At 48.1% G+C, this 13,632-nt stretch carries 13 protein-coding genes; 8 read left to right on the top strand and 5 right to left on the bottom strand.

The genetic code is table 11. From position 1 onward, the window contains the following. Positions 1-46 precede the first annotated feature (46 nt). The 7 genes from ACOWVD_RS24030 to ACOWVD_RS24000 all read left to right on the top strand — a co-directional run bounded on the left by ACOWVD_RS24030 (position 47) and on the right by ACOWVD_RS24000 (position 8,118). Positions 47-2,191, top strand: a complete 2,145-nt coding sequence (locus tag ACOWVD_RS24030) for a DotA/TraY family protein (RefSeq protein ID WP_421105858.1) — start codon at positions 47-49, stop codon at positions 2,189-2,191. Beyond that, positions 2,188-2,766, top strand: coding sequence for a hypothetical protein (locus tag ACOWVD_RS24025; protein WP_421105857.1), 579 nt, complete (start codon positions 2,188-2,190; stop codon positions 2,764-2,766). Before ACOWVD_RS24030 ends, ACOWVD_RS24025 begins: the two co-directional genes overlap by 4 nt. Before the next feature lie 145 nt (positions 2,767-2,911). After that, positions 2,912-4,237: a conjugal transfer protein TrbA gene (locus tag ACOWVD_RS24020; protein WP_421105856.1), complete on the top strand. Its 1,326-nt coding sequence runs from the start codon at positions 2,912-2,914 to the stop codon at positions 4,235-4,237. Positions 4,238-4,261: 24 nt separating this feature from the next. Next, positions 4,262-5,200 (top strand): hypothetical protein, encoded by a 939-nt coding sequence (locus tag ACOWVD_RS24015; protein ID WP_421105855.1) that lies wholly within the window; start codon positions 4,262-4,264, stop codon positions 5,198-5,200. 56 nt (positions 5,201-5,256) lie between these two features. Further along, positions 5,257-7,437 (top strand): F-type conjugative transfer protein TrbC, encoded by a 2,181-nt coding sequence (gene trbC / locus ACOWVD_RS24010; protein ID WP_421105854.1) that lies wholly within the window; start codon positions 5,257-5,259, stop codon positions 7,435-7,437. Positions 7,438-7,614: 177 nt separating this feature from the next. Beyond that, entirely contained in the window at positions 7,615-7,791 is a 177-nt protein-coding gene (locus tag ACOWVD_RS24005) for a phospholipase D-like domain-containing protein (RefSeq protein ID WP_421105853.1), read from the top strand. Positions 7,792-7,800: 9 nt separating this feature from the next. After that, positions 7,801-8,118: a hypothetical protein gene (locus ACOWVD_RS24000; RefSeq protein ID WP_421105852.1), complete on the top strand. Its 318-nt coding sequence runs from the start codon at positions 7,801-7,803 to the stop codon at positions 8,116-8,118. 53 nt (positions 8,119-8,171) lie between these two features. On the opposite strand, the gene traI is transcribed toward ACOWVD_RS24000, so the two are convergent. Both traI and mobA read right to left on the bottom strand, forming a co-directional pair. After that, the gene (gene traI / locus ACOWVD_RS23995; RefSeq protein WP_421105851.1) at positions 8,172-10,100 is read right to left on the bottom strand and encodes a TraI/MobA(P) family conjugative relaxase; all 1,929 of its coding nucleotides are present in this window, start codon (positions 10,098-10,100) and stop codon (positions 8,172-8,174) included. Further along, positions 10,097-10,438, bottom strand: coding sequence for a plasmid mobilization protein MobA (mobA, locus tag ACOWVD_RS23990; protein ID WP_129993786.1), 342 nt, complete (start codon positions 10,436-10,438; stop codon positions 10,097-10,099). The genes traI and mobA overlap by 4 nt, the downstream gene beginning before the upstream one ends. Before the next feature lie 272 nt (positions 10,439-10,710). On the opposite strand from mobA, the gene ACOWVD_RS23985 reads away from it, so the two are divergent. Next, positions 10,711-11,025, top strand: coding sequence for a mobilization protein MobC (locus ACOWVD_RS23985; protein ID WP_421105850.1), 315 nt, complete (start codon positions 10,711-10,713; stop codon positions 11,023-11,025). A 421-nt stretch (positions 11,026-11,446) separates the two neighbouring features. On the opposite strand, the gene ACOWVD_RS23980 is transcribed toward ACOWVD_RS23985, so the two are convergent. The 3 genes from ACOWVD_RS23980 to ACOWVD_RS23970 form a co-directional block, all read right to left on the bottom strand. Then, the gene (locus ACOWVD_RS23980; protein WP_421105849.1) at positions 11,447-12,268 is read right to left on the bottom strand and encodes a DUF932 domain-containing protein; all 822 of its coding nucleotides are present in this window, start codon (positions 12,266-12,268) and stop codon (positions 11,447-11,449) included. Positions 12,269-12,729: 461 nt separating this feature from the next. Beyond that, a complete protein-coding gene (locus tag ACOWVD_RS23975; RefSeq protein ID WP_285142704.1) occupies positions 12,730-12,879 on the bottom strand; it encodes a hypothetical protein in 150 nt (49 codons plus the stop codon). A gap of 58 nt (positions 12,880-12,937) precedes the next feature. Further along, a complete protein-coding gene (locus tag ACOWVD_RS23970) occupies positions 12,938-13,393 on the bottom strand; it encodes a hypothetical protein (protein ID WP_421105848.1) in 456 nt (151 codons plus the stop codon). Positions 13,394-13,632 lie beyond the last annotated feature (239 nt).

Genomic DNA, 13,632 nt, shown 5'->3' with positions numbered 1-13,632 from the left:
CTTCCTCTTGCCTGTTTACGTCAGGCACTCCGACTGGTGAAATCTTATGAATGCCCTTCGAAAACTTGCAGCAGGCCTGTTGTTGGGCCTGTTCTGCCTTTGCGCGCACGCGGATTCCGCAGTCAGCTTCAGCACGATCGAGCAGGCAGCTAAACGCACCGATGATCTGTCTCGTCAGGCATTGGTTATGATTTTTGGTGACGTTGTCACCAATCCGTTATCTACCGAAACCAGCATGGTCGGTGAACTGTTCTTTGTTTTTAACGGTATCGTCATGGCGATCGCCGTGGTGTGGTTCCTGGTGGTCACCCTCACGCACCTGGTCAAGGCCGGCCAGCGCGGCAAAGTATTCAGCCAAGGGAGCTCAATGGTCGGTCCCGTCAGCACAGCAGCAGGGTTCATGACCTTGGTGCCAACCGTGTCAGGCTGGTCTATCGCTCAACTGATATTTTTGTGGGCGGCATCCGTTATGGGCATTGGCAGCGCGAACGTGGTAACCGACCGCACGGTCGATCTTCTCAAGGACGGCTACAGCCTAGTCGTACAGCCCGTGGCACCGCAAACTGTCAGTGCCGCGCGAGCCATCTATGAAATGAACCTGTGCATGTACAGTATCAACACCGAACTGCGTGACATGTATCAGCAATACGGCCAAGCTGGCACACCACTAATGGGCATCAAGGCCCTGACCGATGGTTTTGAGATCGGCAACGGGAGTGCATTGTGCGGCGCAGCTCGGCTGCCGGAAAGCCTCGCCGACAAAACCACTGGCTGGTTGTTCCCTGCCCCTGTAAACACAGAAAGCATTATCAGCGCACAACGGAGCGCCATGAATGAAATGCAAAACAATCTGTCGACAGCCGCCGCTCAGTTTGTAACGGCATTAGTCAACAAGCAGAACAGTGGGACTGGCGCGCTCCCGGACGCCGAAACTGACATCCAAAGGGCCGCACAGGCCTACGAAAATCGCATCAATCAAACCCTAAACGCTCAAGGCCAAACCAGCGAACTGGCTGATGTATTGGCCGCTCAGTTGAAGAAAAGCGGGTGGCTTGCCCTCGGGTCGTGGTATCAAACATTTGCCACTGCAAATAATAAAATTAACGATGCCGTACAGCTAAAACCCGTGATTACTGGTCGCTCTGGAATTGGAGAAGTTGGCGTAAGCGATCTATTTAATAATGTATTCACCGTATATCGAACTCAAAAGCAAAATACTTCTTTTGTACCTCCACTCGGGACAGAAAGCGCTAAAGATACCCAGCAATCCTTAGATGCATCTGAGGCCAGTGCAGTTTTTGTCGGTTTCTTGAACTCCCCCATGCAGAATTTAGCGAACGCTATCGCGACATCTGAGTTAGGCAGTGACTTTGGTACTGGAAACCAAATGAACCCAATGCTGAAAATGAAATATGTTGGTGATATCACGTTAGGCGGAGCCGAAGCTGCACTCGGCATATTCACTGGTGCGAAAATTCTTGCTGCAGTTTCCACTGAAGGTTTTTGGGGTCAATTAGCCAGCGCCTTTTCTGGTAATGCTACTCAAGGTATCGCGGCTGGGCTAGATGCCCTCTCTCCGATTGTATACTTTATTCTGTTCATGTTGTTTGGCATTGGTTTTAGTTTGTCAATCTACCTGCCATTTATACCATTCATCTATTGGCTAACAGCGGCGGCTAACTGGATAGTCAGTGTGTTTGTTGGCGTCACTGGTGGTACCTTATGGGCGGCAACTCATATCGGAACAGAAGGAGATAGGGGCCATCGTTCTGCATATGGCTATATATTTCTCATTGACGTTATGATTAGGCCAATGTTAATGGTTTTCGGATTTATCTTTGCAAGCATAACGTTGATCGTAATGGGTACACTACTCAACCTCATGCTAGGGCCAGCCATTGCTAACGTTCAAGCAAACTCTATTACCGGAATATTCTCTTTAATTGGTATTCTCACTCTTTATGCTCGCATATGTACCACTACAGTTACCCGTGTATTCGGGTTGCAAGTGACCATGCCTGACTACATCATCTCATGGCTCGGCGGTCGTGAAGCTGCAAGCATTCTTGGTGGTATGGTTGAATCAACAAAAAGTATCTTTGCCGGCTTTTCAAATGGACTACAAAGATCTCCTGGTGTAAGATCTAATATGAGAAGTAACAACAATGGAAATGGAGATGGTATAAAATGACGAAATACCAAAATCACTTAAGGACACTCTTTTTACTTTTTACATTAATCTCTGGTGTAGGCTGCCTACTCTTTTCAATGGTTCTTTTTCTCGTATCCGACGCAAGAAGCAACCCATCGTGGCCTTACATCTTCCTGGCAATTGGCGTAACGTTCATTTATGCATTTGCGAAAGTGCAAGAAAAATCAAAATCAAAAACACGTAACGCAATCGAAGCCTTCAAGTGCAATGAGTTTTCTCCAACCAAAGAGTATGAACTCAAAATCCTGGATGCAGGTAAATACTTAGGTATTGATGTAAGAAGCGGAACCATACTGTTGGTGTCAACTACTGAGTCCATTTACCAAGGAAAGACGACACTCGAACTTTCAGGGTATGAGTGCAATGGAAATATGCTAACGCTGAAGTTTAATGACGTTTATTTCCCCTACTTCCGTATCAGTGCAGGAACGGAAAGTAAATGCATGAACTTTGGTCGCAAATTGGATGCTTTACTGTCATCATCTTATCGACCAGAAAAAGACTCAGGCAACACTTTCAACAAGTTCGTGAAACAAAAATCTTTGGCTTATTAACTCATTTTTAATTTTTTAACTCAGTTCATATTATCGAGCGCCTTTCTAGGCGCTCTTTCTTTTCCAACATCCCTATTTGGTGCAACCTCTTGTTTAAACCCAGTCATTTTCCTTATGACTGGGTTTAAACATATTGGAGTAATTCATGAATGCCAAAAGTCACCTGCAGCCCAGAGCCGGTAACGAGCAAGGTCTTATGTTGCTACTCGTTGCCGCTTTGGCAGCATTTCTGCTTTGGATCTATCAACCCCCTGTAATGTACGGATGCTGTTGGCTACTTTACCAACTGTGGTCATTATGCGACTTTCCCCGTGTCCATAACCAGGTCGCAGAAAAGCTAAACCTCCTTGCCTGGGCAGGCAGTCAAGTTAATCAACTGTCATGGAGTCAGTTTATCGACGTTATGAATCATACTGCGGGGATCTTATTGGCGCCGATGGTCCTGATTGTTATGGGTGGGCTGCTCATGGTGCGCAACCATCCGCGGAACCAGACCCGGCGCCATATTGATGTCTATACCCTGCCCCATATCATGGCGCGCTTTTCTCCAAGCATCATACCAGCACTCTGCTATGGCGATAAAAAGACACAGTTGCTGAACGTTGATCCGCCAGAACATCGCAGCGCCCAGTGGCCGGAAGAATTTGCCGTTGAACACAAGCTGATTATTGGTGATCGCCTTGATACCCAAAGAACGCAAACTGCGTTCGAATGTCAACTTGGCACTCCGTTAGAAAACTTTTCCAGCTTTAGCGCCCATGAGCGCGCTCTGGTTGCCATATTTGGCCTAGTCGCATTTCTGAACGATCGTAAAGCCGCTGAAGCTCTTCTCGATAGCCTGAACCGTTCATGCCTTATCAAAAGCAGGCGGGACAAAGGACAAAAGGGATATCCCGTACTCCAACTCGCCAGCAAGGCATTCGAAAGAGTAACGCAGACACCAGCTGCTCAAGATTGGCTTCACCAACATTCAACAACACGTACTGCACTTTATGCCTTACATAACCGGGATATGCGCCTGCCATGCGCTCGGTTTCGTTGGCTCAAAGGTCTCGATCGGCCGCTTTGGTACACCCTGGCCTCAACGGGACGCCCGAAGGCCTTTATTGAAGGCGCAGGAGTCATTGCAGCCGCTAACTGGGAAACCGTGGTAGCTCAAATGGGAGAACGCCTTCATGCATCAATCCCCGTGCCGGAAAACAGGATGGATAAAGCCATTAAAGGCCTCGAGGACGAACTCCGCAGCGTCGGGTTGATCATCGATAATCGCACGACGAATACCTCTGTCCTCAGTGAACTGATCTTCGATGAAGATGAAGATGCTCCAATCGTGATATTGCAGCCTCTAACGGACACTACGGAGAAGACTGCCAGCGAAACAGCACCGCTACAGACGAAAGCCACTATCCCTGGAGCGAATACCTCCCCCCAAAAACCAGGCCGCGCCCACTTCATCCCTCGGGCGAGATAAGCCCACACCATAGAGTCAATGACAATGAAATCGAATTATACTGCTTCACTGCAGGGCAGAACCTTGTCCGTATTTAATCACAAACAAGAAAACGACCAAGTGGTCGCCATACTCGATCCCGGTCCGTATCCTCGTTTCTACCTAAAAGATGACGCCATTTGGCACGATAATCGTGATCTTGGCCCAGCGGCAATCCTACAGGGTTCTGGAACGAAGGATGCTGCTGAGATGCTTCTCGCGATTAATGCAGCGTTACTACACCGACGCCAAGCATATCGCCGTTGCTGGAAACGATTAGGTTGCATGATGAGCGCCATAGCCCTCAGCTTAGCTTTAGCAGGCTTCTGGTATTCGAATCAACCGGGGGATATGTCAGCACCACTAACGCAGCAAGTTACGCCAAACACGCTTTCGAATACCGTTGCCGCAACCCCACAGCCAGAATTGAAAGTAACAGCAGATCAGTACCAGGCCGTTGCCAAGGCACTACGTAATGCGGCAAAAGCAGGGCAGTACACCATTCCCCTATCCAGTGGGCATCAGCGTACTCTCTACGTTTTTGCCGATCCGTTATGTCACAACTGCCAAATTATTGAGCCGGCCCTGGAAGCGCTCTCCGAAAGATTTAATATTGAGATCTTCCCGGTCACTCTCGTCGGAAAACAGCAAACCGTCGACCAAGTGAGCCCTGTGCTTTGCCAGGCACCGCAATATCGGCGCCAATTATGGAAACAACTTTTCCAGGCCGACGCAGGAATTTCACCTGGTGAAAACACTGTATCAAATAAAATCTGTGATGCAGGTAACCAGGCGATCGCCAAAAACGATCAGGCCTTCGATATCTACAATTTGCCGGGCACCCCCTCACTGATCGCAGATGATGGACGCTATATCCCGCTGTCATCCCTGAAAAGCGATGAAGCTCTAGATGCATTCCTCAGCCAAACCATCGTCACCCCATAATTGTTCGCCTGGACTCAGCTCCGGGCCCCATCACCGTTAGACCACCAGGAACACCTATGTCTAAGCCTGTAGAAGTCGATGTCCGTCGAGTTCGGCGCCCCCTTGGCCAAACCATCATTCAAGATGCATTACTTTCACCGATAGGCGTTCAGCTTTCTCTCGCCGGCGCCATTGGACTCGCTATACATTCACCTGCTTCATTGCTGCTCACAACGCCGGCTGCGCTAATTCAGTTGATGCTATTCGGCGATCAGCCATTTCGCATGCCGCTCCGTTTACCTACTGATATAGGTGGCATGGATCTGACCACAGAACGTGAAATGCCAAAATATCGGAACGGTATCGGCGGATTTTTCCGTTATGTGGTGCGAACCCGTAAGTACCAGCGCGCGGCAGGTGTAATGTGCCTGGGTTTTGCCAGAGGCAAAGCCCTTGCACGCGAGTTGTGGTTGACGCTCGATGATGCACTGAGGCACATGTTGCTATTGGCAACTACAGGTTCCGGGAAAACGGAAGCGCTGTTATCAGTCTTCCTCAATGCCATCTGTTGGGGCCGGGGGATTTGTTATTCTGATGGTAAGGGACAGAATACCTTGGCATTCGCCATGTGGTCACTCGCACGCCGATTTGGGCGTGAGGATGATTTCTACGTCCTCAACTTCATGACTGGCGGTTCCGATAAGCTGCTGCAGCTGCTACTGAATGACAAAAAGCGCCAGCCTTCGAACACCATAAATTTGTTCGGCACTGCTAATACCACGTTCATCATTCAGTTGATGGAATCCATGTTGCCGCCTGCCGGCAGCGGCGATCAAGGCTGGCAAGACAAGGCCAAATCAATGCTAGCCGCGCTGGTCTATGCGGTTTACTACAAGTGCAAACGCGAAAAGCGGCGGATCTCCCAACGGGTCATTCAGGAATACCTGCCCCTGAGAAAATTGGCGGAGCTCTATCTGGAAGCTAAAAGAGATGGTTGGCATCAGGAGGCTTATAACCCGCTGGAAAACTACTTCAACACGCTGGCAGGCTTTAGAATCGAACTTATCAGCCGCCCCTCTGAGTGGGAACAAGGCGTTTACGACCAGCATGGCTATCTCATTCAGCAATTCAACCGCATGCTGACCATGTTTAACGATCTCTACGGCCATATTTTCTCTACTGACGCCGGCGACGTCGATATTGAGGACGTTCTGCATAACGACCGCATCCTCTGCACCACCATTCCTGCGTTGGAGTTATCTAAAGGCGAAGCTGCCAATATTGGCAAACTCTACATTTCGGCGATACGCATGACCATGGCCAGGGATTTGGGGTTTGAGCTTGAGGGCATGATTAACGATGTGTTGATCGTCAAAAAATACAAAGGAAATTTCCCGTTCCCGATCGCCATGGACGAGCTGGGCGCCTATTTCGGTCCTGGCATGGATAATCTGGCAAGCCAGATGCGCAGTCTGGGCTATATGCTCATCGTATCTGCACAGGACATTCAACGCTTCATCGCCGAGCACAAGGGCGAGTACATGACCGTAAACGCCAACCTGCTGACAAAGTGGTTCATGACGTTGCAGGACGAGAAGGATACCTTCGAACTTGCACGGATTACAGGCGGTAAAGGGTACTATTCTGAATTAGGAGCCGTAGAGCAGCAAGGCGGGCTGATCACGCCACATTTCGAGGATGCTGGCAGTAACGTCATTAGGGAAAAGGACCGGCTCGATTTGGGCGATTTGAAAGATATGAACCCTGGCGAAGGTATGATCTCTTTCAAAAGCGCGTTGATCCCGAGTAATGCCATCTACATCCAAGATGACGATAAGATGACTTCAGCACTGCCAATGCGTATTAACCGGTTTGTGAACCTCGATATGCCAACAGAAGCTGAACTATTGGATGCGAACCCCACGCTCAAGAAAAAGCTGCCGCCCTCCGCACAAGAGGTCGAAACCATCCTAACACGCCTGGAGTCGCCACCATCTCAAACAACCTGCAACGGCCTGATGGACCCTGTATTGCAAAGCGTAGTGACGCTATCTCTGGATCTTAATCACCGGGCAGACGTCAGTTATACGCCAGCACAACGCGGTATTTTACTGTTTGAAGCCGCCAGGGCGGCTTTACAGCAACACAAGCGACGTTGGAAGCAACAACCAACGGCACCAAAGCCGATAAGAGTGTCAAAGGACATAGCTAAAGCTCTCGCCACGTCCGAACTCCATCGCAAGGAGCCTTATTCGTAAATACCAAACGGCTGCCGCAATAGTTGTGCCTCGTTGAAGCAAAACTCCGAGGCGTAAACATCCGCATTGTGGTAGAAGCCAAAGCTAACGCAAAATATACCGTTGCCACTTACCTTACCAACAAAGGTATCTCTTTACGTAGCAATGGCCAATACGCAATGATGCATAATTAAGCAGATGTTGATCGACGATAATTCTGTGCAGTTGGGAAGCTATAACTATTCAACTGCCGCCGATCGCGATAATGCTGAGAACGTTTTGGTCATTCACAAGCAACCCAATCTGGTCGCCGTATACCAGAAAGAATTCGAACGACTTTGGCAAGAAAGCCAACCGTTAATCCCAGGATATTGAGGCACTAAAATGAGTGAAGACACCATGGACTATCAACGCGGGTACATTGAGATGGTCCGACTATGCGCCACCCTGTTGATTGTCCTGGCAGAGAAGAAATTAAAGAATACAGAAGATAAAAAATCACAAACTCACATCGAAACGTTGTATGACGAAGCTGCCAGGCTACTCAACCATTTTCCAGCTCCCGATATCCTTACAGAGGAAAAGCATGATAACGTTTTTCACCGCCTTATCGATATGTTCACAGAGCTTGAAGGGAACGATGACGACGGTTGGCAAGCCTACCAACCCATGCTGAAGACGTTATACACACGCCTCCATTAATGAAAAGCCGACTCAGGTTATCAGGCCTGCAGTCGGTTTTTTTTTCAAAAAAATTAGTGAGAACGAGGACCAGTTGGCCGCTGGATATAACCATCCAGTTCATGCCGATCGTTAACACTTGCATCAGTTATTCCATGAGAATTTTCCGTTGGCAATGAGCCATACCCTGCAAGTGTTTTTTGACTGGTTTCTGTTAACGGCAGAGAGGTTCCTGACACTTCATTAAACCAAGAGACAAGCTCGCAAGATTGTTGGACATATTGACGATCGCCCTCCAGTACCATCTCCTCACCCGATTTACTTTGCGCTATCACCAGCCCGGTAATAATGTGCTGTCCATCCTCAACATGTGGATCGGCAACCTCAATACGCTCACCGCGATCCTGCAATTGAACAACCCCATTCTGAACATACTGAACAACACCGTCTCGCATGATTCGGGTCTGGTAACCGTCTATGGCTAATGGTTTGCTGTCATCCGATACCGCGAAACGGATCCCGTTCAAAGAAACACTCGAAGTCAGGGATGATCGTTTCAACCTATAGGACCATCCACGCAACTGAGCAATTGCGGCCTGATCGTGCATCAACGCCTGTTTTTCAACCCATCCTCTATATGACAGACGTCGGTTTTCCGGAGCAGCTTTGAACGCCTGTCGTTCTTCCTTGATGGCCAATCGCAATGCGGCCATAGCCTTCATTCGCTCAACTTCGATAATGTGATATGTCAGTTTACGCAGAAGCGGATCGCGTAATTCAACGCGCGCTTTAGTCTTACGCCAGGCAAAACGTTTGGACATGTTTTTATACCTAGCTTTGATTTCATCAGCATCCAATTTTGGTCGAACCCATGCCGATTTATACGCCTGATAACGGGCTTTGAGATCTTCTCTTGCTTCAGCCCTGGCCTGGCGACGTTCAACCCGAGCCATCAGGTCGCGTGCGTGGAAACGCGAGTCATATACGTATTCTGGTTGCTTAGGAGATGCCACAGCATCAACATCAAGCGTGGAAGTGAACTCGCCCAAATACGGTTCCAAGCAGGAACGTGTTAGATCAGGGTGCAAGCTGCTAGCCTTAATAGGTGGCAAGCTCGAGTCCTGAATCGAGTGGATGGCTAATCCTTCTCCCTTTTGTTTCATCACAAGACCTGCACGATTCAATTCATTATGGAGGTTCTGCCAGGATAGGCGTTCAGGATCTGCCATGATGTCGCCGATAACTTGACGGCATTCACCTACGGCATAACTAAAGAGGCTTTCTGAATCTGCATAATACTCCAGCTGACGAGCCTTACGTGGGATAGATTTGAAATCATTTTGGCTACGAACAACCTGCTGCAGATCATTCACTTTCCATGCCCCGTTATCAGGCGTAAACCCATGCTTCAACTCAAGATGACGACAGGCCTTGTGAAGAGTGTCGACATCTTTATACATGTTGGCCGCACGATAGGACTCGGGATGAATGCGATTAACCGCGATATGGCAATGGACGTTGTCGGTGTCCCGGTGGACAGCAAATACGTACTGATGCTCAGCCATTCCCAGCTGATTAATGCAAAAACGTGCACTCTCGAAAATTTGCTGATCGGTCGGAGTATCTTCTTCACGCCACGAAAGAATGCAGTGATATACCGGGTCGACGCAGCGAGTGTTTTGCATAGCCACGGCGTTCATCTCCGCCGATGCTGTTTCCAGACTGAAGCAGTTCGTTTCACACACCACTTCACCTGATTTTACCTGCTGCGTACCGTCTGCAAACATAGCTAAAAGGGTCTGCTGGTCCCCCCCGGCATTACGATCAAGATACCCTACGAGGCGGTCAAAAATTGCAGCTTTTGAACGCGATGGACGAACATAGGGATTCTCAGGAGAGATAGGTAATTCAGGCTTATCTTCATCGCGCAGCGTCAGATAACTGACCAACTGTATGAAGCTGGAGCGCCCATCTCTTCGCTTCTCAGGAACAATAGGGATCATGCCTTATCACCTTCATTGGTCATGTCCATATCGATTGCGATGATGGCCTTCTTTATCGCAATAAGCACATCCGAATACTGCTTGCTGAAAGCATCACTTACATTCCCCTTCCCCTCGTTGAAGAGGTGTTTTTGAAGGCCGCCTAAACGGCGTAGTTCATTGATGAGCTCAACGTCACAACGAGCGTCTATTCGGCGACCGAGGCCACACTTAAGCATGTACGCCCCGATACTTAAACCGGCCGCGGTCGCCTTTTCCTGGATCACTGACTTTTCCTCTGGGAAGCAACGAATGCTGGGCAGCAGGGCTGTTCTGTTCCGGCGCTCGCTTTTGCTCATGGTGATGTTATCCCTATCAGTCTCGTCAGTTTACAGTCTCGTGGGGTGTCGGGGCTCTGCCCTGACCAGGACGTTTTGTAGAACCGACTGCGTGCAGGCGGTGCTACAAAACATATCCTGTCCCGTGTTCGAGATCGGATTTACGTATTATGGCCTACTTTGCCTGGATTGTCATTACACCATGAGAGAACAAATTTGCCTGTTGTGTCATGATGACACTGACGTATATCATTGATACACAAGTTGATTGATGACTAGAACAGGAAAGAGAAATGGCTACGAAGAACCAATACAGTCAAGAACAAGTTGAGTTGGCAAAAGTATCACTGGCAGACTTGCCAGACTTGAGCAAAGAGAGGTTAAGTGGTAAGGAAGTTTTAGATGAACTCAAGGAACAGATAATATTGCTAGCTACTCAAAAAGGGTACACAGCAAAGGATATCAAGTCAGCACTCGAAAGCTGTGAAATCGTAGTCAGTGAAAGAGCAATAAATGAAATTATAAAAAACACAACCTCTATTAAATCAGGAAGAAAAAAAAAGGGTCAATTGAAAGACAAAAACACGACAGAACAACAACAAATGTGATTTAATTTTATTTAGCACAATGTCGTTAGATTAGCCGGTATCGGTTCGATGCCGATACCGGCTAAAACCGAGTCATCAGTAATCAGATTTATGCAGTTTAACACCCTCTAATACATCAGCGTCGCAATCTAATTGTATCATTTCTATATCATACTTTTTATAAGATTAAGAACTAGCTTTCTGAAATATTTAGATAATCCGAATCGTTTTGCATGCAATATAAAATGATGCCTTTTCCATAAATCAATAACAAATCCGTAGTCATAACCAAGAACCCAGCTCTCACTTTTGGCCTTACTTAAAATCAAATTATCTTCATACGTCAAGTGATCTGTACTGCAAACAAGGCATCGTTTAAATTCAATTTGTCTTTTCATATTTATTAATATCTGGCGGCACTATCACCACCATAACCCTACCCCTAAGATTTCAAATTCTTCATGGTTTCAGCCATTTTCCACAAGGCATTATTGAGCTTTACATCACCAGTTATGCTATTGACTGCCCGTGTTCTGTTTCGTTTTCCGTTGGCACTGATTCCAGGTATTTCGCCTTTTATAATGTTTTCTTGAACCCGTTGAAACGTCGTCCACAAATCATCTTTCTTATCTTGCCAACGTCGCGGACTCAGAACCTGTTCTGCGGTAATTGGTTGGTGATCTCCAAAATATTTGTAACCTAATGCAGCTTCAGCAAAAACATGTTGTTCATCTTTATCAAGAAAAATCCCCTTCATTTCATCACGAGAATCCGTTACTTTTTCAAAGAAACTTAGCACTTCATAAGCACCATCTATCACTCTTCCAACAACATCTCCTTTGTGGGGAACACGGACTTCCCCGAACGTGTCGCCGCACACTAAACCGTTGTTACAAACAAATCTAAATATGCCAGGAATCATTTGATAGCTGCTACTCCCATCGTGACTATTGAGTAAAATAATCTCAGGAACTTCATCATTTTGACCGAAACCATTTCTACGAAGCCTTAGCATGTGCCGCGTGTGACCACGTTTATCATCATCGCGAACTTTTGTTTGGCAAGCATAAAATGGATGGAAACCTTCTTCGCGGAGTCTATCCAACAAATAAATCGTTGGTATGTAGGTATAACGCTCGCTACGTGATGCATGTTTTTCTTCAGAGAAGACACTTGGTACGTGACGGAATAACTCATCATTTGTTAATGGTCGAGTTTTACGGATCACATTTGCCTGGCGAAATCCACTATACAATCGCTTCATATTCATCCCCTTCAGTCTGTTTTCGGTGTTGCCATTTATTCCGGTTTTGCCGGAGCGGCGCGTCTTGTGCTGTGACGCAATGACCGTGACGGGGTATAAACCTGCAACGCATGGGCGACACCGCAGGCCGCATGCGCAAGCGAACGAAACTGCGTTGAGTGAGTGCGAACGGGCGAGGATGGCCGGCGATAGCGAACCCTTGCGATGTAGGTGCCCCGGCACAAGGTCTGTCACAGCACAAGACATGCCGCTAAGCACCGAAGAGGATATGGAAACACCAAAACGTAACATCAGGCGGAGCCTGATAGCCTTACAGTTTTCATCTTGATGGAAACTGCAAAAGCGGCGCGGGCTCAGCCCGCTGCAAGCGTTTTGTTCGCCAGTCTGCGGCTCGACGCCGCTGACTGGCGACAGCCGGAATAAAAAGCCACCCAATTGGGTGGCTCAGTTCATATCATGTATCAACACGCATAGCCCCGCTTTAGTTCTAAGTAGCGGAGCAACTGTGTCCACTCAAAACCTTTAAGAGCTGGAATAATTACTGGTTTATTTTCTTGCCATTGTTCCAAAATTTTACGACCGATCGCCGCGATATAGTCATCAATAATCATTGTCGATTTCCTTCTTATCGAGGATCCCCCGGTGTTGCTTAACACCGAGGGAAACTATTCAGGCTGCTACGGCCGCAGACTCGGCATCGATAAATGTACGCACACGCTGCATGATCTCAGCATGTGGTAACGAAACATGATCGCGCATCGCAAAATAGCTATTGCCAAGCTGGGCGAAAATATCGGTAATATTCCCGCAATACATTTCCATCATCTTGAAAGATTCTTGGCCATCAAAATACTTCCAATCGAGCGGCGGCAACATCTCCAACTTGTCCATGTACTCATCTTTGCTGATACGACGGACAGGCAGACTTGCGGCCTCATACATACCGCGCTTCGCTTCTTCATACGACACCAGAATACATGCAGGATTACGCTGCTGTAGCTGTTCAAGCGTTTTGCCTGACGACGTGACAAAGCGATCTTCCAGCCAGATTGCGACATCCAGTGGGCACGTTGTTCCCGGAATATAAAAAACCATTTGCTGTTGCTGTTGCTCGATCGTTGACATAACCACTCCCGTTAGTCAGTAACTCAGAAGCCGCAACGGCTTCTTTCTGGTGTATTCCCCTTTTGGCTTTTGCCGGCGCGGGGAGCCTGACGCCGTGACAACAAGACCGAGACGGGGTATCAGCTGACGGTACAAGGGCGGCGCCGCAGGCCGCAGCGCAAGCGACCTGACGACCGCAGGGAGGAAGGGAGTGCGAACGGGTGAGGACGCCGGCAACGCGTACCCTTGTGCCGGCGGCG

This window comes from Serratia sp. SA088 (assembly GCF_049065515.1).
GTDB lineage: Bacteria > Pseudomonadota > Gammaproteobacteria > Enterobacterales > Enterobacteriaceae > Serratia > Serratia nematodiphila.
Note: the sequence above shows the minus strand (reverse complement) of the source record. Positions and strands in the feature narration are given on the sequence as shown.

Coding starts and splice junctions, on each gene's coding strand:
- traI (WP_421105851.1), bottom strand. CDS start 10,100: ATGATCCCTATTGTTCCTGAGAAGCGAAGAGATGGGCGCTCCAGCTTC.
- ACOWVD_RS23985 (WP_421105850.1), top strand. CDS start 10,711: ATGGCTACGAAGAACCAATACAGTCAAGAACAAGTTGAGTTGGCAAAA.
- ACOWVD_RS24015 (WP_421105855.1), top strand. CDS start 4,262: ATGAAATCGAATTATACTGCTTCACTGCAGGGCAGAACCTTGTCCGTA.
- ACOWVD_RS23970 (WP_421105848.1), bottom strand. CDS start 13,393: ATGTCAACGATCGAGCAACAGCAACAGCAAATGGTTTTTTATATTCCG.
- ACOWVD_RS24020 (WP_421105856.1), top strand. CDS start 2,912: ATGAATGCCAAAAGTCACCTGCAGCCCAGAGCCGGTAACGAGCAAGGT.
- ACOWVD_RS23980 (WP_421105849.1), bottom strand. CDS start 12,268: ATGAAGCGATTGTATAGTGGATTTCGCCAGGCAAATGTGATCCGTAAA.
- trbC (WP_421105854.1), top strand. CDS start 5,257: ATGTCTAAGCCTGTAGAAGTCGATGTCCGTCGAGTTCGGCGCCCCCTT.
- mobA (WP_129993786.1), bottom strand. CDS start 10,438: ATGAGCAAAAGCGAGCGCCGGAACAGAACAGCCCTGCTGCCCAGCATT.
- ACOWVD_RS24025 (WP_421105857.1), top strand. CDS start 2,188: ATGACGAAATACCAAAATCACTTAAGGACACTCTTTTTACTTTTTACA.
- ACOWVD_RS23975 (WP_285142704.1), bottom strand. CDS start 12,879: ATGATTATTGATGACTATATCGCGGCGATCGGTCGTAAAATTTTGGAA.
- ACOWVD_RS24030 (WP_421105858.1), top strand. CDS start 47: ATGAATGCCCTTCGAAAACTTGCAGCAGGCCTGTTGTTGGGCCTGTTC.
- ACOWVD_RS24005 (WP_421105853.1), top strand. CDS start 7,615: ATGTTGATCGACGATAATTCTGTGCAGTTGGGAAGCTATAACTATTCA.
- ACOWVD_RS24000 (WP_421105852.1), top strand. CDS start 7,801: ATGAGTGAAGACACCATGGACTATCAACGCGGGTACATTGAGATGGTC.